Annotated in this window: 19 protein-coding genes, 3 tRNA genes and 1 pseudogene; 15 read left to right on the plus strand and 8 right to left on the minus strand. The window is 72.8% G+C overall.

The window, feature by feature from the left end; translation table 11 throughout:
* Nucleotides 1-65 precede the first annotated feature (65 nt).
* Nucleotides 66-476: a RidA family protein gene (locus FKD65_RS40055; protein WP_141584779.1), complete on the plus strand. Its 411-nt coding sequence runs from the start codon at nucleotides 66-68 to the stop codon at nucleotides 474-476.
* Nucleotides 477-902: 426 nt separating this feature from the next.
* Here the strand turns inward: FKD65_RS40055 and FKD65_RS40065 are convergent.
* The 5 genes from FKD65_RS40065 to FKD65_RS40085 all read right to left on the minus strand — a co-directional run bounded on the left by FKD65_RS40065 (nucleotide 903) and on the right by FKD65_RS40085 (nucleotide 3,135).
* A tRNA-Val gene (locus FKD65_RS40065) sits at nucleotides 903-974 on the minus strand.
* A gap of 14 nt (nucleotides 975-988) precedes the next feature.
* Nucleotides 989-1,059 (minus strand) — tRNA-Cys (locus tag FKD65_RS40070).
* A gap of 28 nt (nucleotides 1,060-1,087) precedes the next feature.
* A tRNA-Gly gene (locus FKD65_RS40075) sits at nucleotides 1,088-1,160 on the minus strand.
* Nucleotides 1,161-1,202: 42 nt separating this feature from the next.
* Nucleotides 1,203-2,171, minus strand: a complete 969-nt coding sequence (locus FKD65_RS40080) for a CHAP domain-containing protein (protein WP_141584782.1) — start codon at nucleotides 2,169-2,171, stop codon at nucleotides 1,203-1,205.
* A 160-nt stretch (nucleotides 2,172-2,331) separates the two neighbouring features.
* Nucleotides 2,332-3,135 (minus strand): universal stress protein, encoded by an 804-nt coding sequence (locus FKD65_RS40085; protein WP_141584786.1) that lies wholly within the window; start codon nucleotides 3,133-3,135, stop codon nucleotides 2,332-2,334.
* Between the two features lie 86 nt (nucleotides 3,136-3,221).
* Between FKD65_RS40085 and FKD65_RS40090 the strand changes: the two genes are divergently transcribed.
* A complete protein-coding gene (locus FKD65_RS40090; protein WP_141584788.1) occupies nucleotides 3,222-3,845 on the plus strand; it encodes a YceI family protein in 624 nt (207 codons plus the stop codon).
* A gap of 195 nt (nucleotides 3,846-4,040) precedes the next feature.
* Here FKD65_RS40090 and FKD65_RS40095 read toward each other — a convergent pair whose 3' ends face one another.
* Complete coding sequence (locus FKD65_RS40095; protein WP_141584790.1) at nucleotides 4,041-4,967, minus strand: LysR family transcriptional regulator; 927 nt, start codon at nucleotides 4,965-4,967, stop codon at nucleotides 4,041-4,043.
* Nucleotides 4,968-5,060: 93 nt separating this feature from the next.
* On the opposite strand from FKD65_RS40095, the gene FKD65_RS40100 reads away from it, so the two are divergent.
* The 7 genes from FKD65_RS40100 (at nucleotide 5,061) to FKD65_RS40130 (ending at nucleotide 11,832) form a co-directional block, all read left to right on the plus strand.
* On the plus strand, nucleotides 5,061-6,212 hold the full coding sequence (locus FKD65_RS40100; RefSeq protein WP_141584792.1) for a TDT family transporter: 1,152 nt from the start codon (nucleotides 5,061-5,063) through the stop codon (nucleotides 6,210-6,212).
* Nucleotides 6,213-6,299: 87 nt separating this feature from the next.
* Complete coding sequence (locus FKD65_RS40105) at nucleotides 6,300-7,379, plus strand: LLM class flavin-dependent oxidoreductase (protein WP_141584794.1); 1,080 nt, start codon at nucleotides 6,300-6,302, stop codon at nucleotides 7,377-7,379.
* Nucleotides 7,376-7,969, plus strand: coding sequence for an FMN reductase (locus FKD65_RS40110; protein ID WP_141584796.1), 594 nt, complete (start codon nucleotides 7,376-7,378; stop codon nucleotides 7,967-7,969). The genes FKD65_RS40105 and FKD65_RS40110 overlap by 4 nt, the downstream gene beginning before the upstream one ends.
* 45 nt (nucleotides 7,970-8,014) lie before the next feature.
* Nucleotides 8,015-8,371 (plus strand): helix-turn-helix transcriptional regulator, encoded by a 357-nt coding sequence (locus FKD65_RS40115; RefSeq protein WP_141584798.1) that lies wholly within the window; start codon nucleotides 8,015-8,017, stop codon nucleotides 8,369-8,371.
* Nucleotides 8,368-8,997, plus strand: coding sequence for an SRPBCC family protein (locus tag FKD65_RS40120; RefSeq protein ID WP_141584800.1), 630 nt, complete (start codon nucleotides 8,368-8,370; stop codon nucleotides 8,995-8,997). The genes FKD65_RS40115 and FKD65_RS40120 overlap by 4 nt, the downstream gene beginning before the upstream one ends.
* An 84-nt stretch (nucleotides 8,998-9,081) precedes the next feature.
* Entirely contained in the window at nucleotides 9,082-11,280 is a 2,199-nt protein-coding gene (hypF, locus tag FKD65_RS40125) for a carbamoyltransferase HypF (protein ID WP_141584804.1), read from the plus strand.
* Nucleotides 11,281-11,403: 123 nt separating this feature from the next.
* The gene (locus FKD65_RS40130; RefSeq protein WP_141584806.1) at nucleotides 11,404-11,832 is read left to right on the plus strand and encodes a MerR family transcriptional regulator; all 429 of its coding nucleotides are present in this window, start codon (nucleotides 11,404-11,406) and stop codon (nucleotides 11,830-11,832) included.
* 17 nt (nucleotides 11,833-11,849) lie between these two features.
* Here the strand turns inward: FKD65_RS40130 and FKD65_RS40135 are convergent, their stop codons facing one another.
* Nucleotides 11,850-12,251 carry a PPOX class F420-dependent oxidoreductase gene (locus FKD65_RS40135; RefSeq protein ID WP_141584808.1) on the minus strand — a complete coding sequence of 134 codons (402 nt, stop codon included), beginning with the start codon at nucleotides 12,249-12,251 and terminating at the stop codon, nucleotides 11,850-11,852.
* Nucleotides 12,252-12,347: 96 nt separating this feature from the next.
* Here FKD65_RS40135 and FKD65_RS40140 point away from each other — a divergent pair, with 96 nt between their 5' ends.
* The 5 genes and pseudogenes from FKD65_RS40140 (at nucleotide 12,348) to FKD65_RS40160 (ending at nucleotide 17,661) form a co-directional block, all read left to right on the plus strand.
* A complete protein-coding gene (locus FKD65_RS40140; protein WP_141584810.1) occupies nucleotides 12,348-14,060 on the plus strand; it encodes an MFS transporter in 1,713 nt (570 codons plus the stop codon).
* A 90-nt stretch (nucleotides 14,061-14,150) separates the two neighbouring features.
* Nucleotides 14,151-14,981: pseudogene (locus FKD65_RS40145) on the plus strand (LacI family DNA-binding transcriptional regulator); the annotation flags it as partial.
* A 43-nt stretch (nucleotides 14,982-15,024) separates the two neighbouring features.
* The gene (locus tag FKD65_RS45985; RefSeq protein ID WP_141584814.1) at nucleotides 15,025-16,260 is read left to right on the plus strand and encodes an RNA-guided endonuclease TnpB family protein; all 1,236 of its coding nucleotides are present in this window, start codon (nucleotides 15,025-15,027) and stop codon (nucleotides 16,258-16,260) included.
* Nucleotides 16,261-16,303: 43 nt separating this feature from the next.
* On the plus strand, nucleotides 16,304-16,483 hold the full coding sequence (locus tag FKD65_RS40155; protein ID WP_205718433.1) for a hypothetical protein: 180 nt from the start codon (nucleotides 16,304-16,306) through the stop codon (nucleotides 16,481-16,483).
* The gene (locus FKD65_RS40160) at nucleotides 16,480-17,661 is read left to right on the plus strand and encodes an ABC transporter ATP-binding protein (RefSeq protein ID WP_141584816.1); all 1,182 of its coding nucleotides are present in this window, start codon (nucleotides 16,480-16,482) and stop codon (nucleotides 17,659-17,661) included. Before FKD65_RS40155 ends, FKD65_RS40160 begins: the two co-directional genes overlap by 4 nt.
* A 211-nt stretch (nucleotides 17,662-17,872) precedes the next feature.
* Here the strand turns inward: FKD65_RS40160 and FKD65_RS40170 are convergent, their stop codons facing one another.
* The gene (locus tag FKD65_RS40170; RefSeq protein WP_141584819.1) at nucleotides 17,873-19,015 is read right to left on the minus strand and encodes a DUF2637 domain-containing protein; all 1,143 of its coding nucleotides are present in this window, start codon (nucleotides 19,013-19,015) and stop codon (nucleotides 17,873-17,875) included.
* A 391-nt stretch (nucleotides 19,016-19,406) separates the two neighbouring features.
* Here FKD65_RS40170 and FKD65_RS40175 point away from each other — a divergent pair, with 391 nt between their 5' ends.
* Nucleotides 19,407-20,003: a helix-turn-helix domain-containing protein gene (locus FKD65_RS40175; RefSeq protein WP_141584821.1), complete on the plus strand. Its 597-nt coding sequence runs from the start codon at nucleotides 19,407-19,409 to the stop codon at nucleotides 20,001-20,003.
* Nucleotides 20,004-20,010 lie beyond the last annotated feature (7 nt).

Raw genomic sequence — 20,010 nt, forward strand, 5'->3', positions numbered from 1 at the left:
GCAGTGTCGCCCATGATGCGGCAAATGAGTCGACTGCCGGATGGATCTTTGGAAAGGTCGTGGACATGCCCCGCACCGTCACCCTGATCCGCTCCGAGTCCCTGTCCGCCGTGGCCGAGTACGCCTACGCGGCGACGGCCCCGGCCGAGGCCCGGCTGATCTTCCTGGCCGGCGCGTGCCCGCTGAACGAGGACGGCTCCACCGCCGCGATCGGCGACTACGCGGGCCAGGCGGCCAAAGCGATGGAGAACCTGCGAACCGCCCTGGCGGACGCAGGCGCGGAACTCCACGACGTGATCAGCACCCGCGTACTGGTGGCGTCCCCCCGGCAGCAAGACCTGGGAACGGCCTGGCAGGTGGTCCGCGACGAGTTCGGCGCCCACGACGTCCCCAGCACACTGATGGGCGTCACGGTCCTCGGCTACGAAGCCCAACTGGTAGAGATCGAGGCCGTCGCCGCAGTCCTGGATTCCTGACCCAGAAATCCAGGAACGAGCATGGCCCATTCCTCGCGGGGCGGGCCACGAGCTGATCGAGCGTGGTGGAAATGACGACGGCCAGGACGGCGACGGGAACGCCCAGCGAGAACCCGGAGACGGCGAAGGACTCAGGCCTCTCCCCGACGGCGGCGCCGACCAAGTGATCGGCCAGACCGTCCAAGGTGAGCGGCAAGTCCGCCCCGACAACTCAACGGGCCGCACCCCACGCCCGAACGAGACGCGTCCATAACAACGAATGACCGGCCACCTGAGGCCCAGATGACGCGCTAGAAGCCCAGCCCCGCGCGCAGGGGGAGTGGGGGACGGAGTCCCCCACATCGGGGGTCTGGGGGTCGCCCCCCAGGAAAGCATTGCGGGCCACCGGGAAGGCGCCAAAGGCGCCGACCATGGTGGCCCGACTCGTGGGCGATACTGGGATTGAACCAGTGGCCTCTACCGTGTCAAGGTAGCGCTCTCCCACTGAGCTAATCGCCCTTGTGCGTGCTGCGAGGTGGAGACGGGATTTGAACCCGTGTACACGGCTTTGCAGGCCGTTGCCTCGCCTCTCGGCCACTCCACCAGAGCGAGGCCTGACGGGGGCCTCTCAGAGCGGACGACGGGATTCGAACCCGCGACCCTCACCTTGGCAAGGTGATGCTCTACCAACTGAGCCACGTCCGCGTGCCGCTCCGGGGGTCGCCCCCCGGGCTCGCATGCACAACTCTAGCGGAATCCTGGAGTGCTTGCGTACTGGTCGGATGCCGAGTCGGTGAGCTCGGCGTGCAGGGTGTTCCAGAAGTCGAGCTCGCTGTCCTCTTCGAGGTGGGCGATGCGGCCCCAGAACTCGCGGTCCTCGGCCTCGTGGGCGGCGGCGAGCGAGAGGGCGGGCATCACGGTGGTGCCGGCGTCGGCGGCGTCGAGGTCGGCGGGGGTGACGTCGGCCGGGAGGGCGACGGGGGTGGACGGCCGGTGGTGCTTGCCGCGCTTGCGGACCCGGATGGGCGGCGACGTGGGGGCCTTGGCGGCGGCGGCGCGGCCGGCGGCGAGGGCCACGGTGCCGCACAGGACGAAGGCGAGGATGCCGCCGAGGACGACCTCCTGGGAGGGGACGTGCTCGGGGGCGGGGGAGTGCTCCTGCTCGTGGGTGTTCGTCGAGGCGACCGGTGCGCCGACCTTGTCGACGGTGGGGGCGGGCGCGGCGTGCCTCGGGGTGTACGTGGCCTCGACCTTGACCTTGGACGGGTAGCCGAAGCCGACGACGGAGTCCATGTCGCGGGTCTTGCGCATGAGCTTGTAGCCGTCGGCGTTGCCCTCGATGGTGTGGAGGGTGTGGCCGTCCACCTTCTCGACGATGCCGACGTGGTCGATCTGGTCGATGTCGCCGGAGCCGTTCCAGTCGTAGAAGACGATGGCGCCCGGTTCGGGGCGGTGGCCCCAGGCGTCGTTCTTCTTGAACCACTTGGCGTGGTCGACGGTGGAGGCGAACTGCCCGGCCTGGCCGGTGACGTCGGCCTTGTCGGCGGCCCAGGCGAGGAACATGTCGCACCAGGGCGCCGTCGAGAAGTACTCGTCGTGGTCGCCGTCGAGGTTCTTGCGGTACCACTCGCCGAACTTGGTGTAGCCATCGCCCTTCTCGGTGTAACCGAGCTCCTTCGTGGCGATGTCGAGCAGCTTCTTGCCGATCGGGTCCATCACGCTCCCTGCCGCCGCCTCGCTCGTTCGGGCAAGGGTGGCGCCCGACCGGGGGACGGAACGCGCCCCACTCCAAGGTCACGTTCCGATCTCGACGGAATTTAGCCGAGGTAAACGGCAGGCGGCAAGCCGTTCGATGGAAACGGTCATAAGGGACTACTCAGTAGTAGCCACGCGGGAGGACGGTGACCGGACAGGGGGCGGCGCGCAGGACCTTGAGGGCCACTTCCCCGAGGAACACGCGGTGGGCGGCGGCGTCCTCGCTGGACGCGCAGACGAGGAGCTCCCCCTCGGGCCAGTCCACGTCGCCCAAGGCGTCCGCGACGTCGTCGCCCTCGGCGATCTCGGCGGTGACGTCCTCGGGGAGCAGGTCGGCGGAGTCCAGGGCGAGCCGGATGGCGAGGGCCAGGTCGTCGCGGAGCGGTTCGGGGTTGACGTCGCCGATGGCCAGGGTGACGAGCCGGAGCGGGACCTCCAGCCGGTCGGCGGCCTGGGCGGCGCGGATGACCGCCTCCTCGCACTGGGGCCGCCGGACGTACATGACCGTGATCCGGCTCAGCTCGTCCGGCGGCCGGTAGCCGGACGGGGCGAGCATCACGGCCTCGGTCGCCGAGTGGAGCAGGTGGTCCGCGGCGGCGCCGACGCCGATGCGGCCGTGGGCGCCGCCCTCCGGGGACCCCACCACGATCAGGTCGGCGCCGATCCGGCTGGCGAGCACGGTCAGGCCCCGCCCGACGCTGCGGCCCTCGTGGACGAGCAGGTCCGCGGGCTCCCCGTCCAGGAGGTCCGCCAGCTGGTCCAGGGCCGCGCGGGCCTCGCCGGCCGCGGCCGGGAGGTCCGGCGGATGGACGGTCGCGACGCTCAGCCGCCCGCCGGTCAGCGCGACGATGCCGCGGGCGAGGTCGAGCGCCTCCCGGCCGCCCGCCTCGGGGACGTATCCGGCGAGCACGTGTTCACCGATCATGACCGAAGCATTCCCCCTGAGGGGCCGGACAGACCAGTGCGTGCTTTGGGGTACTTTTGCCGGATTGTTGATTTTTGGGGGGATTGATGGGTATCGAGGTGCCCGACCTCGAAGCCGGCCGCTGGACCATCGACCCGGTCCACTCCGAGATCACCTTCTCGGTCCGGCACCTGATGACGACGGTCCGCGGCTCCTTCCCGGACTTCGAGGGCGAGGTCGTGATCGGGGAGGATCCGTTCGAGTCCGCCGCCCGCGCGGAGATCCGGATGGCCTCGATCGACACCCGCAGCGCCGAACGCGACGAGCACGTCCGCTCGGCCGACTTCCTGGACGTGCGCCGCCACCCGGTGATGAGCTTCAGCGGCTCCGGCGTGGAACGTGCCAAGATCGGCCGCCGCGCCCGTACGCCCCGCTACCACCTGGACGGCGGCCTGACGATCAGGAACGTGACCCGCCCGGTCCGCCTGCTGACCGAGTTCCACGGCGTGGGCCCCGACCCCTGGGGCGGGGTGCGCGCGGGGTTCACCGCGACCGCCTCCATCAGCCGCCGCGACTTCGGCATCGAGTTCAACATCCCGCTGCAGGGCGACCGGGTCATGCTGGGCGACGAGATCGCGATCGCGCTGGAGATCCAGGCCGTCTTCGCCCCCGCCGAGACCCCCGGCCGCCGCCACGACCCCGAACTCGACCACCAGTCTCCCGGAACCTGAGGGCCCGTCCCCGGCGAGGGCCTGTCGCGAAGTGGCCGCAACCACGCGCGCGAACGCGTGACCTGCCCGGTGGAGCGAAGCCGAAGGCGAGCGGAACCGGGCAGATCGCGAAGCGATGCCGCGTTCGCCCAGGCACGGTCACGCAGCGAGCCGCCAGGCGAGCGAAGTGGGCCGGGACTGTAGTAAACACAGCCGCTAGGCGAGCGGAGTGGGCCGGGGCTGTGTGAACAGGGTCAGGCCGAGCAGGTCGCGGGCGGGGCCGACGGGCCGCCGGCCGGCCGGCCAGACCGCGCGCAGCGGCCGCGAGAGGTCCAGTTCCGGGACGGGGACGCGGACCAGCCGCCCGGAGGCGACCTCGTCGGCGACGGCCAGCTCGCTCACCACGACCGGGCCGGCGCCGGAGACGGCCGCCGCCTTGAGCGCGGTTGTGGACGCCAGTTGCAGCAGCGGCGGCGCCGTCCCGCCGTGTGCGGCCAGTGCCCGGTCCAGGACCTCGCGCGTCCCCGACCCCTCCTCGCGCAGGACGAGCGGTGTCGCCGCCAGCTCGGCCGCCGCGACCCCCGAGCGCCGCCGCGCCCAGGGGTGCCGCGGGCCGACCACGACGACGAGCCGGTCGGTGGCGACGACGGTGCCGCTCAGGCCGGGCGGGGTGCGGGCCCCCTCCACGAACCCGAGGTCCGCGGCGCCGCCGCGGACCTGCTCGGCGACGACGGTCGAGTTGGCGGTGCGCAGCGTCACCGCCACGCCGGGATGGACGGTCGTGAGCGTCACCAGCCAGCCGGGCATCAGGTACTCGGCGACCGTGAGGCTCGCCACGACGCGCAGCCGCGCGTCCCGCCGCTCGCGCAGCGCGCCGATCCCCGCGCCGAGCGCCTCCGCCGCCGTGATCACCTGCCGGGCCCACTCGGCGACCAGCGCGCCCTCCTCGGTGGGGCGCGAGCCGCGCGGCGACCGTTCGAGCAGCGCCACGCCGATCTGCCGCTCCATCGAGCGGATCCGGGCGCTGGCGGCGGGCTGGGTGACGCCGAGTTCGGCCGCCGCCCGCCCGACGCTGCCCAGCCGGACGACGGCGAGCAGCAGTTCGAGGGCGCCGAGGTCGGGGACGCGGTGCGAGACGGCCATGTCCGCGATTCTACGAACCCATAAGGACACCTTATGGGGCCATAGGGTCATGACCTCTACTGATGGCTCCGGACGGGGCGGAACCTGGACGCCATGAGCCTTCCCGCCGCGAACGGCGACCTGCTGGGCGAGCTGGACCGCCCCGCCGAGGTGTTCCGTCATCTCGGGCCCAACTGGTACGCGGCCGTCATGGGCACGGCCATCGTGGCGAACGGCGCGAACGCGCTGCCGGTGGACGTCCCCGGCCTGCACGCTTTCGCGGTGGCCATATGGGCGCTCTCGTTCCTGATGCTCCTGGCGCTCATGGCGGCGCGAGCCGTCCACCTCACCCGGCACGCGGACGTGGCGCGGTCCCAGCTCCTGGACAATCCCGCGACGGCCGTGTTCTACGGGTGCCCGCCGATGGCGCTGCTCGCGGTCGGCTACGGGACGCTCGCGCTCGGCCCCGCCGTGATCGGCATGCGGGCGGCGGTCGCCCTGGACGCCGTCCTCTGGACGCTCGGGACGCTCTACGCCCTGCTGGCCGCCGCAGGCGTCCCCTACCTGATGATCACCAGGCACCGCCCGGAGCCGGGTTCGGCGAACCCGACGTGGCTGCTGCCCGTGGTCGCGCCCATGGTCGCCGCGGCGCTCGGGCCCGCGCTCGTCCCGCACCTGCCGGAGGGGCAGGCACGCGCCACGCTGCTGTTCGGCTGCTACGGCATGTTCGGCGCGAGCCTGCTGGCCACCTTGGTGCTGCTGCCGGGCATCTGGTCGCGGCTCGCGGGCGGCCCGCCGTCGCCGGTCGCGCTGACCCCGACGCTGTTCCTGGTGCTGGGGCCGCTAGGGCAGTCCACCACGGCCGTCGTGCAGATCGCGGACGCGGCGGCCGAGGCCGCGCCCGGGTACGCGGCGGCCGCGCGGGCGTTCGCCGTCCTTTACGGCGCGCCGGTCATGGGCTTCGCGCTGCTCTGGCTGGGCCTGGCCGGGGCCGCGAACCTGCGGGCGCTGCGCGGCGGCATGCCGTTCGCGATGACGTGGTGGGCGTTCACCTTCCCGGTGGGAACGTGCGTGACCGGGGCGTCCGGCCTCTTCCGGAGCACCGGCCTGGACGCGCTCGCCGGCATGGCCGTGCTCCTCTACCTCCTGCTCGTCACGGCCTGGGCGGTCGCCGGGGTCAGGACGGTCCGCGGTGCGCTCAGCGGGCGGCTGTTCCTGCCCGCCGCGCCGCGCCCGGCACCCCTGCGCCCCCTCCCCGCCGCCTGACCGGGGGGCCGCCGCCGGGGCAGGAATACGCGCAGGCGGGCCGCGGTTCGGTAGGATAATTGAAAGTTCTACTATCTGGAGGCCGGCATGCAGTTCGGGATATTCACGGTCGGCGACGTCACCCCGGACCCGACCGACGGGCGCGTCCCGACCGAGGCCGAGCGGATCAAGGCCATGGTCGCGATCGCGCTCAAGGCCGAGGAAGCCGGCCTCGACGTCTTCGCCACCGGCGAGCACCACAACCCGCCCTTCGTGCCGTCCTCCCCGACGACGATGCTCGGCTACATCGCGGCGCGCACCGAGCGGCTGATCCTGTCCACCGCGACCACGCTGATCACCACGAACGACCCGGTGAAGATCGCCGAGGACTTCGCGATGCTCCAGCACCTCGCGGACGGCCGGGTGGACCTGATGATGGGGCGCGGCAACACCGGCCCCGTCTACCCGTGGTTCGGCAAGGACATCCGCGACGGGATCCCGCTCGCCATCGAGAACTACCACCTCCTGCACCGCCTGTGGCGTGAGGACGTCGTCGACTGGGAGGGCAAGTACCGCACGCCGCTGCAGTCGTTCACCTCGACGCCGCGGCCGCTGGACGGCGTCCCGCCGTTCGTCTGGCACGGCTCGATCCGCAGCCCGGAGATCGCCGAGCAGGCCGCCTTCTACGGCGACGGCTTCTTCGCCAACCACATCTTCTGGCCGACCGACCACTTCCAGCGCCTGATCGGCCTGTACCGGCGGCGCTACGAGCACTACGGCCACGGCTCGGCCGACCAGGCGATCGTCGGCCTCGGCGGGCAGGTGTTCATGCGCAGGAACTCCCAGGACGCCGTCCGCGAGTTCCGCCCCTACTTCGACAACGCGCCCGTCTACGGGCACGGGCCGTCGCTGGAGGAGTTCACCTCCGAGACGCCGCTCACGGTCGGCAGCCCCCAGCAGGTGATCGACAAGACGCTGACCTTCCGCGACCACTTCGGCGACTACCAGCGCCAGCTGTTCCTGATGGACCACGCCGGGCTGCCGCTGAAGACCGTCCTGGAGCAGATCGACATGCTGGGCGAGGAGGTCGTCCCCGTGCTGCGCAAGGAGTTCGAGTCCCTGCGCCCGGCGCACGTCCCGGCGACCGCCCCGACCCACGCGTCCCGACTCGCCGAGGGGGTGCGATGACCGCCATCGCCGTCGTCTCAGCTGGGCTCGGGCAGCCGTCGTCCTCCCGGCTCCTGGCCGACCGGCTCGCCTCCGCCGCGGCGGAGGCCCTGCGAGGGGACGCCGCCGTCGAGACGGTCGAGCTGCGCGACCACGCGCACGCCATCGTCGACGCGACCCTCACCGGCTTCCCGTCCGGGGCGTTCCGCGCCGCCGTCGAGACGGTGGTGAACGCCGACGGCCTCATCGCCGTGACGCCGATCTTCAACGCCTCCTACAGCGGGCTGTTCAAGACGTTCTTCGACGTCCTGGAGCACGGTTCGCTGGAGGGCACGCCGGTGCTGCTCGGAGCCACCGGCGGCACCGCCCGGCACTCCCTGGCCATCGACCACGCGATGCGGCCCATGTTCGCCTACCTGCGGGCGAGCGCCGTCCCGACCGGCGTCTTCGCGGCGTCCGAGGACTGGGGGAGCGCCGACGGCGGCCTGCCGGACCGCATCGCCCGCGCCGGCGCCGAGCTGGCCGCGCTGGTGGAGGCCCGCCCGGCTCCGGCGAAGGACGACCCCTACGAGGCGCCCGTGCCCTTCGAGCGGCTCCTCGCCGGACCCTGAGATTAAGGCTTGGCTTATATAAGCCGAGCCTGTAGCTTGGTCGCCGTGCACGCATTCGATGTGCTGGGCGACCCCGTACGGCGCCGGATCCTCGAGCTGCTCGCCGGCGGCGAGCGCTCGTCCGGCGAGGTGACGGCGGTCATCCGGGAGGAGTTCGGGATCTCGCAGCCCGCGGTCTCGCAGCACCTGAAGGTGCTGCGCGACACCGGGTTCGCGGTCGTGCGGGCGGAGGGGACGCGCAGGCTCTACGCCGTCGACTCCGCGCCGCTGCGGGAGATCGACGCATGGCTCGACCGCTTCCGCCGGTACTGGACGCCGCATCTGGACGCCCTGGCGACCGAGGTCGCCCGCGGCAGGCGCGCACGGCGCACGCAAAGGGACGAACCAGGGAGCGAAACATGATCGATGTCACGGGCCACGTCAACGCGGTCGAGCGCAGGGTGGGCGAGCGGGTGCTGGAGGCCGGCACCGCGAAGACCGCCGTGGTGAGCCGGGTCTACGAGACCGACGCCGAGGACCTGTGGGAGGCCGTCACCGACCCCGAGCGGATCTCCCGCTGGTTCCTGCCGGTCTCCGGCGACCTGCGTCCGGGCGGCCGCTACCACCTGGAGGGCAACGCCTCCGGGACGGTCGAGCGCTGCGACCCGCCGAAGGGCTTCTCGGCCACCTGGGAGTTCGGCGGCCAGACGAGCTGGATCGAGGTCCGGCTGACCCCCGAGGACGGCGGCCGGACCCGGTTCGAGCTGGAGCACATCGCCCTCGTCGGCGACCACTGGGACGAGTTCGGTCCGGGCGCCGTCGGGATCGGCTGGGACATGGGGGTCCTCGGCCTCTCCCTCCACCTGGAGACGGGCGGGGACATCCGCAGCGAGTTCGGCCAGGTCTGGGCCATGTCGGACGAGGGCCGCGAGTTCGCGCGGCAGGCCGGAGAGGGCTGGTTCGCCGCCGACGTCGCCTCGGGCGCCGACGAGTCCACCGCCCGCGCCGCGGCCGACCGCACCATCGCCGCGTACACCGGGGCGGGCTGACCCCGGGTCCCGATCGGAGTCGCTTGGACACGCCCTGTGACGGCCTTGGGGTCCCGGCGGTGACCCGCGGGGCAGAATGGCGGGGTGGACGTCAGGGTCGGTGTCCGCGTCGAGGGGATCGTGCAGGGCGTCGGGTTCCGGCCGTTCGTGCACGGGCTCGCGACCGGTCTCGGACTGTCGGGGCTGGTCGGCAACGATGCGGGCGGCGTATTCATCGAGGTCGAGGGCGCGCCCGACGTGGTCGGGCGCTTCCTGGACGGCCTGCGCACGCGCCCGCCCCGGCTCGCCGTCGTCGAGCGCGTCACCACGCGCGAGCTGGCCGCCGGGGGGCGCGGCGGCTTCGCCATCGTGGGCAGCGAGGCGTCGGGGGAGCGCCGCGCCCTCGTCTCCTGGGACTCGGCGACCTGCGACGCCTGCCTGCGCGAGATGCGTGATCCGGGCGACCGGCGCCACGGGTACCCGTTCATCAACTGCACCGACTGCGGGCCGCGCTTCACGATCGTCAAGGACGTCCCGTACGACCGTCCCAACACCACCATGGCGGGCTTCGCGATGTGCGGGCCCTGCGCCGCCGAGTACGGGGACCCGTCCGACCGCAGGTTCCACGCACAGCCGGTGTGCTGCCCGTCGTGCGGCCCGGCCCTCGTCTCGCGACCCCGCGCCGCCGAGCCCCTGGAGGCCGCGCGGGCGGTGCTCGCGGACGGCGCCGTCCTCGCGGTCAAGGGCCTCGGCGGCTACCACCTCGCGGCGAGGGCGGCGGACGCCCGCGCGGTCGCCGCCCTCCGCACCCGCAAGCACCGCGAGGCCAGGCCGTTCGCCGTGATGGTCCCCGACCTGGCCGCCGCCCGGGCGCTCTGCGTCCTCTCGGAGGCCGAGGAGGACCTGCTCACCAGCCCACGGCGCCCGATCGTCCTGGCGCGCCGCCGTCCCGCCGCGGACCTCGCCGACGCGGTCGCCCCCGGCAACCGGCACCTCGGGCTCATGCTGCCCTACACGCCGCTGCACCACCTGCTCGTCACCGAGCCGACCGTGATGACCAGCGGGAACGTCTCCGACGAGCCGATCGCCTACCGTGACGAGGACGCCCTCGAGCGGCTCTCCGGCCTCGCCGACGCCTTCCTCCTGCACGACCGGCCCATCCACACCCGCACCGACGACTCGGTGGTCCGGGCGTTCCGCGGGCGGCCGCTGCCCGTCCGCCGGTCGCGGGGGTACGCGCCCGAACCGATCCCGGTCCCCGCCGGGCCGCCGGTTCTGGCGTGCGGCGCGGAGCTGAAGAACACGTTCTGCCTGGCCCGCGACGGCCGGGCGTTCGTGTCCCACCACATAGGCGACCTGGAGAACCGCGAGACCCTGCGCGCCTTCGAAGAGGGGATCGAGCACTTCACGCGCCTGTTCGACATCACCCCCGAACTCGTCGCCTACGACCCGCACCCGGAGTACCTGTCCACGATGTACGCGCTCGACCGGGACCTACCGGTGACCGCCGTCCAGCACCACCACGCGCACATCGCGTCCTGCCTCGCCGACAACGGCGCGGCCGGCCCGGTCATCGGCGTCGCGTTCGACGGCACGGGCTACGGAACCGACGGCACCCTGTGGGGCGGCGAGTTCCTGGTCGCCGACCTGCGCGGCTTCGAACGCCTAGGGCATCTGGAACCGGTTCCACTGCCGGGCGGCGCCGCCGCGATCCGCGAGCCGTGGCGCATGGCGGCGGCCTACGGGGTCCCGGACGACCTGCCGGTGGCCCGCCGCCCCGAGTGGGCGGCCGTGACGGCCCTGGCCCGGCGGCGCGTCAACGCCCCGCCGACCTCCAGCATGGGCCGCCTCTTCGACGCGGTCGCCGCCGTCCTCGGCGTCCGCGACCGGGTCGACTACGAGGGGCAGGCGGCGATCGAACTGGAGCAGCGCGCCGACGCCGCCGAACGCGGCGCCTATCCGGCGGCCCTGACCGGCACGGCCGGTTTCACCGTCGCGGGCGCCGACCTGCTGGACGCGGTGGTGAGCGACCTCAGGTCGCACGTCCCCGTCCCGACGATCGCCGCCCGGTTCCACAACGGCGTGGCGGCCCTGGTCGTCGCGGCGGCCGCGCGCCTCAGGTCGGAGACCGGCATCGGCACGGTCGCGCTCTCCGGTGGCGTGTTCCAGAACATGCTCCTGCTCGACCGCGCCGTCACCGGGCTCACCGACGCGGGCTTCGAGGTGCTGACCCACCACCGCGTCCCACCCAACGACGGCGGCATAAGCCTCGGCCAAGCAGCCGTGGCCACCGCCCGCGCCTGACTCCCGCCCCGAGCGTTTCGCCGATCCCCGCACCCACCCCCCCGGACGGGCAGCCTCGAAGATCAACGGATCGCTCTCTTCGGCGGCGGGCGTTCGGGGCCTTCGACTAACGTTGGCGGCGCCATGTCCGAAACATCGCTGAGCATCGGGGAGCTGGCGCGGCGCGCCGGTGTCGCCGCCTCCGCGCTGCGGTACTGGGAGGGGCAGGGGTTGCTTCCCTCGCCCGCCAGGGTGTCGGGGCGGCGGATGTATCCCGAGGAGACGGTCGCGAAGGTCGGGCTCATCCTGCTCCTGCGGGACGCCGGCTTCTCGCTCGCCGACCAGAAGGCGCTCCTGGCCTCGCGCGCCGGTGACATGGACGAGTGGCGGCGTCTCGCCCGGCGCAAGCAGGCCGAACTCGACGCGCAGATCGCCAGGGCACAGGCGGCCCGGGACGCCATCGAGCACGGCCTGCGCTGCTCACATCCCGACTTCCGGGACTGCCCTAACGCGCGGAGCCTCGTCGAGGCGCGCCTGGCGGGTCTGCCGCTCCACGAGGCGCACCGGCACTGACCGCCGCAGGGCAGGCGTCAGAGGTTGCCCAGGGCGCGGGTGGCGGTGATCTCTATGACGACGCGGTTCGGATTGGGGCGCGGGGGCCTGTAGCGGGCGGTGTAGAGCTCCTCCGCGTGCGTCACGGAGGCCGGGTCGGTTCGCAGGACGGCGCGGCCCTCGATGGTCGACCAGCGGCGGCCGTCCACTTGCGTGACCGCGACGGGCAGGCCGGACGCGCCCGCGGCGCGGACGTTGCGGGCCTTCGCCGAGGAGGCCGAGGTGATCACCCGGACGGTGCCGCCCTCCAGCGTCGCGCCGACGGGGACCGAGTGAGGGGTGCCGTCCGGGCGGAGGGTGACCAGGGTGCACAGGTGGCGCTCCCGCCAGAAGGCGATGAGCCCCTCGTCGGCCGGGTCCAGCCGGTGTCGTCCGTCCACCGGAGCAAGCCTATCCGGACCGTTCGGCTCTAGCCGGATTCGAGGGGCTTATGATTAGTTAGCGTAAGAAACTATCTGAAACGGGGAGGGGGCGGCGTGCCGTCCAAGCACTATCCGTGGATCGCGCTGAGCAACACGACGCTCGGCATGCTGCTGGCCACGGTCAACTCCTCGATTGTGATCATCTCGCTGCCGGCGATCTTCCGCGGCATCCACCTGAACCCCCTCGAACCGGGCAATGTCAGCTACCTGCTGTGGATGCTGATGGGCTACATGCTCGTCTCCGCCGTGCTGGTGGTGACGCTGGGGCGGCTCGGGGACATGTTCGGGCGCGTCCGCATGTACAACGCCGGGTTCGCGGTCTTCACGGTCGGGACGCTCGTCCTGGCGCTCGACCCGCTGCAGGGGGGACCCGGGGCGCTCTGGCTCATCGGATGGCGGGTGTTCCAGGGGATCGGCGGCGCCATGCTCATGGCGAACTCGGCCGCCATCCTCACCGACGCCTTCCCCGCCCACCGGCGGGGCATGGCGATGGGCGTCAACCAGGTCGCGGGCATCGCCGGGACGTTCCTCGGCCTGGTCGCCGGCGGGCTGCTGAGCGAGATCAACTGGCGGCTGGTGTTCTTCGCGTCGGCGCCCATCGGGATCGCCGGGACGCTCTGGGCCTACCGGAGCCTGGTGGAGACCGCCACGCGGGCGGTCGCCGCGAGGATCGACTGGCTCGGCAACGTGACGTTCGCGGTCGGGCTGACCTCGCTGCTCGCCGCGATCACCTACGGCATCCAGCCCTACGGCGGGCACGACATGGGCTGGACGAACCCGTGGGTGCTCGCCGGGATGACCGGCGGCGCGGCCGTGCTCGCGCTGTTCTGCTGGATCGAGACCAGGGTCGAGCAGCCGATGTTCCACCTGCGCCTGTTCCGCATCCGGGCGTTCGCGGCCGGCAACCTGGCCGGGCTGCTCGCCGCGATCTCCCGCGGCGGGATGCAGTTCATGCTGATCATCTGGCTCCAGGGCATCTGGCTGCCGCTGCACGGCTACGACTACGAGGACACGCCGCTGTGGGCGGGCATCTACCTGCTGCCGCTCACCGCGGGCTTCCTGGTCGCCGGGCCGATCTCGGGGCACCTGTCCGACCGGCACGGCGCCCGCGCGTTCGCCTCCGGCGGGCTGGTGCTGTCGGCGCTGGCGTTCGCCGGGCTGCTGGTGATCCCGACCGACTTCGGGTACCCGACCTTCGCGCTGCTGATCTTCCTCAACGGGATCGGCTCCGGGCTGTTCGCCGCCCCCAACACCACCGCGATCATGAACGCGGTGCCCGCGGACCAGCGCGGCGTGGCCTCCGGGATGCGCGCCACCTTCATGAACGCCGGCATGGTGCTGTCGATCGGCGTGTTCTTCTCGCTGATGATCGCGGGCCTGGCCGACACCCTGCCGAGGACGCTGACGCGGGGGCTGACCGAGCACGGCGTCCCGGCCGGGCCGGCCGCGCGGGTGGGCGAGCTGCCGCCGGTCGGCACGCTGTTCGCGGCGTTCCTCGGCTACAACCCGATCCAGAACCTGCTCGCGCCGTTCCACGTGCTCGGCGGGCTCGCGCCGGACGACGTCGCCACCCTCACCGGCCGCTCGTACTTCCCGCACCTGATCTCCGAGCCGTTCCACCACGGCTTGGTGATCGTGTTCGGCATGGCGATCGCGATGTCGCTGGTGGCGGCGCTGGTCTCGCTGCTGCGCGGGAGCCGGTACGTGCACGAGGACGACGCCGCCGGGGAGCCCGCGCTGCAGAAGGCGGGCCGCGGCACCGCCTGACCCGGTCCCGCGCAGAGCCCCCGGCCCCCCGGCCGGGGGCTTTTCGCCGCCTGCTATTGACACTGCGCAAACGTTTTCATAATCCACGGCATGGAGGGCACCGGCACCGGCGCGGGCGGGACCGGCCGCCGGCGCGCCGAGGGCCCCCGGGCCTCGATCCGCGCCGTGGCGAACCTCGCCGGAGTGTCGCCCTCCACGGTGTCGCGCGCCCTGAACAGTCCCGAGCTCGTGAGCGCCGAGACCCGGCGGCGCGTGCTCGAATGCGCCGAACGGCTGGGCTACCGGCCGAACCGGGCGGCGCAGTCGCTGGTCCTCGGGCGGACCCGCAACGTCGGGCTGATCGTCCCCGACATCGCCAACCCGTTCTTCGCGCCGTTCATCAAGGGCGTCGAGGCCTACTTCCGGGACACCGAGTACGCGGTGTTCCTGGCCGACACCGACGAGGACGCGGCGACGGAGGTCAGGCTGGCCGAGGCCATGGTCGAGCGGGTGGACGGGCTGATCCTGTGCGCCCCCCGCATGACCGGGGCCAGGCTGCGCGCCGTCGCGGCCAGGACCGCCGTGGTCCTGGCGAACCGGACCAGCCGGGTGGCGCCGTCGGTCCTGCTGGACTTCCGGCCCGGCATGGAGCAGGCGGTCGCGCACGTCCACGCGCTCGGGCACCACCGCTGCGCGTACCTGTCCGGCCCCGCCAACTCCTGGTCCAACCGGCAGCGGCGCAGGTTCCTCGGCGCCGCCTGCGCCGAGCGCGGCATCGAGCTGGTGGACCTCGGCCCGTACGAGCCGCGCTTCACCGGCGGCTACCGGGCGGCCGACGAGGTTCTCGCCGCGCGCGCCACCGCCGTGTTCGCCTGCAACGACCTGGTCGCGCTCGGCGTCCTGTCCCGGCTCACCGCGCGCGGCGTCCCGGTGCCCGTCTGTGCGATTGCCTTCGGGTTCGGTCATAAACCGGTACGGTGCGGGTGTGCAGTTGCGTTACAACTACCGTGTGTATCCCACGCCTGGTCAGCGGATCGCGCTGGCAAGGGCGTTCGGGTGCGCGCGGGTGGTGTTCAACGACGGGCTGCGCGCGCGGCTGGACGCCCGCGAGCAGGGCTTGCCGCACCTGTCGGACGCCGAGCTGTCCAAGCGGGTCATCACCCAGGCCAAGGCCACCTCCGAGCGGGCGTGGCTGGATGAGGTGTCGGCGGTGGTGCTGCAGCAGGCACTGGCCGACCTGAACGCGGCCTACCGCAACTTCTTCGCCTCAATCCGCGGCGACCGGACGGGGCGCAAGGTGGGCCTGCCCCGCTTCCGGTCCCGCAAGGACAACCGGCAAGCCATCCGGTTCACCCGGAATGCCCGCTTCAGGGTGCTGGACAACGGTCGGCTCAGGCTGCCCAAGATCGGCGAGGTACGGGTGCACTGGTCGCGGCCGCTGCCGTCGGCTCCCAGTTCGGTCACCGTGATCCGGGACGCGGCCGGACGGTACTTCGCCTCGTTCGTAGTGGAGACCGGCCAGGAGGAGATGCTGCCGACTTTGGATTGCGAGGTGGGGATCGACCTGGGCCTGACGCACTTTGCGGTGCTGCCGGACGGCACGAAGGTGACCGCGCCCAGGTTCCTGCGCCGTGCCGTTCGAAGGCTCAAGCGGCTGCAGCGGGCCCTGTCGCGCAAGCAGAAGGGCTCGGCCAACCGCAAGAAGGCCGCCATCAAGGTCGCTCGGGCTCACGGGCGGGTGGCCGACTCCCGGCGGGACTGGCAGCACAAGCTGTCCACGGCGATCATCCGCGACAACCAAGCGGTCTACGTCGAGGACCTGTGCGTGGCCGGTCTGGCCCGGACCCGGCTCGCCAAGAGCGTCCACGACGCCGGATGGGCCGCCTTCACCGCCATGCTGGAGTACAAGGCCCAAAGGTACGGGCGGAGGTTCGCCCGGGTGGACCGGTTCCTTCCCTCCACCCGCATGTGCTCGGACTGCGGACGGATCAACCAGAAGATGGCGCTCGACGTCCGCGCGTGGCACTGCCCATGCGGCAGCACCCACGACCGGGACCTCAACGCCGCCATCAACGTGCTCGCCGCCGGACGGGCGGAGAGCCTAAACGACCGTGGAGCGCACGTAAGACCGGCACCCGCGCCGGCAGCGCGCAAAGAGGCGGTAACCCACCTTGACGCCGCGCTCACCGCGCTCAGCGTGGAGGGAATCTCCGCCCTATAAGCGGAGAGGACGTCAATTCTACCCGGGCCCCGCGGTGAAGGGCGTGACGCTCGACATGGCCCCGCCCGAGAGCCAGAAGGCGATCCGGGAGTACGGCCGCCCCGAGTACGACGCGCTCAGCGCCGGCCACCCCACGGCCCCGCCGCTCGACGCCAAGGCGCTCGTCGCCGCGTTCGACCGCTGGGACCGCGAGGTCGGCGGGCAGAAGGTCAAGAAGTCATGACGGCGGGCGCCGCGACGGAGCGGGACGCGCGGGCCGGGATCGGGCGCCTGCGGCTGGACGGCGTCACCCGGCGGTTCGGCAGGACGACCGCGCTGAGCGGGTTCGACCTGCGGATCGAGGGCGGCGAGTTCATCGCGCTGCTCGGGCCGTCCGGGTGCGGGAAGTCGACCGCGCTGAACTGCCTGGCCGGGCTCCTGCCGCTGTCCGACGGCGAGATCCGGCTGGACGGGGAGCGCATCGACACGCTCCCGCCGGAGCGGCGCGGCTTCGGGATGGTGTTCCAGAACTACGCGCTGTTCCCGCACCTGTCGGTCCGCCGGAACGTGGCGTTCGGGCTGGCGGTGCGGCGCGTCGGGAAGGCGGAGACGGCGCGGCGGGTCGACGAGGCGCTGCGCACCGTCGAGCTCACCGAGCACGCGGACAAGCTCCCCGGCCAGCTGTCGGGCGGTCAGCAGCAGCGCGTGGCGATCGCCCGCGCCATCGTGCTGCGGCCGAGGCTCGTGCTGATGGACGAGCCGCTGTCCAACCTGGACGCCAAGCTCCGCGTCCAGATGCGCACCGAGATCCGGCGCATCCACCAGGACCTCGGGCTGGCCACGGTGTACGTGACGCACGACCAGGAGGAGGCGCTCGCGCTCGCCGACCGCGTCGTGGTGCTGCGATCGGGGAAGGTGGAGCAGATCGGCACGCCCGAGGAGGTCTACACCCACCCGGTGAGCACCTACATCGCCGGGTTCATGGGCTACCGGAACCTGCTGGAGCTGCCGGTCCTGTCGTCCGGTGACGGGAAGGTCCGGCTCGGCGGCGAGGACGGCCTCACCCTGACCGGCCGGAGCCGCCGGCCCGTCGGCGGTCCGCGCGCGGTCGCGGCCGTCCGGCCGGAGGACTTCCAGGTCGCGGGCCCGCCCGGCACCGCGGCGGGCGAGAACCTCGTGGCGGTCCGGGTCGAGGTGTCGGAGTTCCACGGGCGCGAGGTCGCCGCCGAGGGCGTGACCGACGGCGGGCGGGTCATCCACTTCAGGTCGCCGGAACGGGTCGCGCCCGGCGAGCGGGTCACGCTGACCGTCCCTCCGGAGCGCGTGCTCGTCTTCGGTGAGAGCGTGCGGGAAGCGGCGGAGGCGCTCGACGGGCCCGGCGCCGAGGCACTGGGAGAGGCGGGGGTGCGCGATGGCGGTTGAGGCCCCCGCCCGCCCGGAGGCGCGGCCGCCCCGGCGCGGCGGCCTGCGGCACCGGCTCGCCGAGCGCGGCGTCGACCGGGTGCTGCTCCTGCTGCTTCCCGCGGCCGTCCGAGGAGGGGCGGCACGACTCCTAGCGCGCGCGCTCACCGCGCCAGGACGGGCGCGGCCCGGCCGTCCGCGATGGCGGGCGACCGGGCCGGAAGGCGCGGTGTCAGACGCGCCAGGACTGGACGAGCGCGTCCAGCGTCGCCTGGTCGTAGACGATGCCCTGGGCGTTCAGCTCCTGGGCGACCAGCTCGCCGTCGCCGTGGTGCTTGGCCAGCAGCCGGTACACCGCGTACGGGAACCAGTGGTTGTCGCTGATCCGCTGGATCTCGGCCTCGTCGCAGCGGTGGCCCTGCGCCCTGACCTCGGCGAGCGTCGCGGCGACGTCGCCGTGGCGGCGTTCGAGTATGTCGATGACGAGGGACCGCAGGTTCTCCGGTGTGATCGCGGCCGGTGCCTCCTCCTCGGCGGCGGTGCCGTAGGAGCTGCGGCCGTTGAGGCTGCCGCGCGAGGCGGCGCTGACCACGGCCAGCTCGGGCTCCGGCTCGGGGACCGGTGCGGGCGCGGGGGCAGGTGCAGGCGCGGGCGCCGGCGCCGGCGCCGGGGCCTCGGGCGCGGCGTGGGCCGCGGCCGGAGCGGAGGCGGCCGGAGCCTGCGGAGCCTGCGCGGCCTCGCCCGTGGGGGCGGCCTTGGGCTCGGCCCTGCCGGTGCCGGACTCGAGCGCCTTGCCGGAGTACCCGGGGACCTGGATCTGCGGGAACGGGCCGGTGTTGCGCAGCGGCATCAGCGTGATCTGGTTCAGCGTGACCGGCCCGGCGATCGCGCGCGCCTGCGGCTCGGGCTGCTTGGCCGCCTCCTCGGTCTTCTGCGACACGTACCGGTGCAGCGTCCGCAGCAGGACGAACAGGCCGAGCATCGACACGATCGGCGGGACCGCGGCCGTCGCCTGGAAGGAGAAGGTCTTGTGGCCGACGTGGCCGACGTTGAAGATGAGGCTGGCCGTCCAGCCCGCGAGGGCGATGGTCAGCGGCAGGCAGAAGTCGAGCCAGCTCATCAGGGCCCGGCGCTTGATGACGAAGGCGTCGATGGCCAGCAGGAACAGCCCGAGCTCGCCGACGATGATGAACAGGTCGACCAGCAGGGGGAAGGACTCGGCCTTCCAGCCGCGCAGGCCGTGTTCGAGGGCCCAGTGGTAGAGACCGGCGTATGACTGGGCGAAGCCACCGGCGGTGGCGGTCAGGACCGCGGCCGCCATGAAGGCGATGGCCCCCCACCGTGTGATGACCTGTGCCCGGTTGGCAGCGCTCATGCGGCGTGTGCTCCCAGATTCCTTACACAACCAAAAGTGATCGGTGGGAGACTATCCATTCCTTTGCCGTTTCGTGGCCGATTCGCATCACGTCTCGGTCCCATTCCCCGGTGAATCGGCACGGGCCGCCGGACGGGCCGACGAGCGACGCCGCAGGACGCCGCAGGCGAGAGCCCCGCGCCGACCCCCGCGGGCGCCCGCGCTCACAGCGCGAGAGCCCCCCTGCCGCCCTGCCACGACAGGGGCGGTCTTGCTGCTGCGTGCGGGGCTTTGGCGGCGAGTGCCAAAGGGCGGCCGGAGCGTCGTGCTGACTCGCTCATTGACCTTCCTGACGGGCCGTAGAAGCCTTGCTGTCGGCGTCCGAGACCCCGCCCCCGACCGGAGGAGCGTCATGCCCACGCTCGTTGACACCTCGGACCGCCCTGCCCGCGACCAGGCGGACTACTGGCGCCACCTGATCGGCCGCCGGACCGGCGGCACGCTGCTCGGCGGGCGGGACCGGACCGGGCGGCTCGTCGGCGAGCGGCTGGGCGGCGTGCCGCCGTCCCCGTCGCCGGAGGGAGCGGAGATGCTGCGGGCGATCGAGGAGTGGATCGAGGCGCGCCTGCACGACCCGTCGCTGAGCCCGGCCGCGATCGCCGCCGCGCACCACATCTCCGTCCGCCAGCTGTACCGGGTGTTCCAGCCGACCGGCACGACCGTCGCCCGCTACATCCGCACGCGCCGCCTGGAGCACTGCCGCCGCGAGCTCGGCGACCCGTTCCTCGGCGCGCAGCGGATCGGCGCGATCGCCGGACGCTGGGGCCTGCGGACCCCGCCGCCTTCAGCCGGGCGTTCCGCGCCGCCTACGGGCAGACCCCCAGCGAGTACCGCGCCCGCGCCACCGGCATCCGGGACGGCGCCTAGCCGCCGATCCCGGGGCAAAACGAGTCGGACGTCCCGATCCCGGGAAGGCGAGGAAGAGGAGCCGAAACGCTGGAGGACATGAGGGGGAC

This window comes from Actinomadura sp. WMMA1423, from assembly GCF_006547145.1.
In the GTDB taxonomy this organism is placed as follows: Bacteria; Actinomycetota; Actinomycetes; order Streptosporangiales; family Streptosporangiaceae; genus Spirillospora.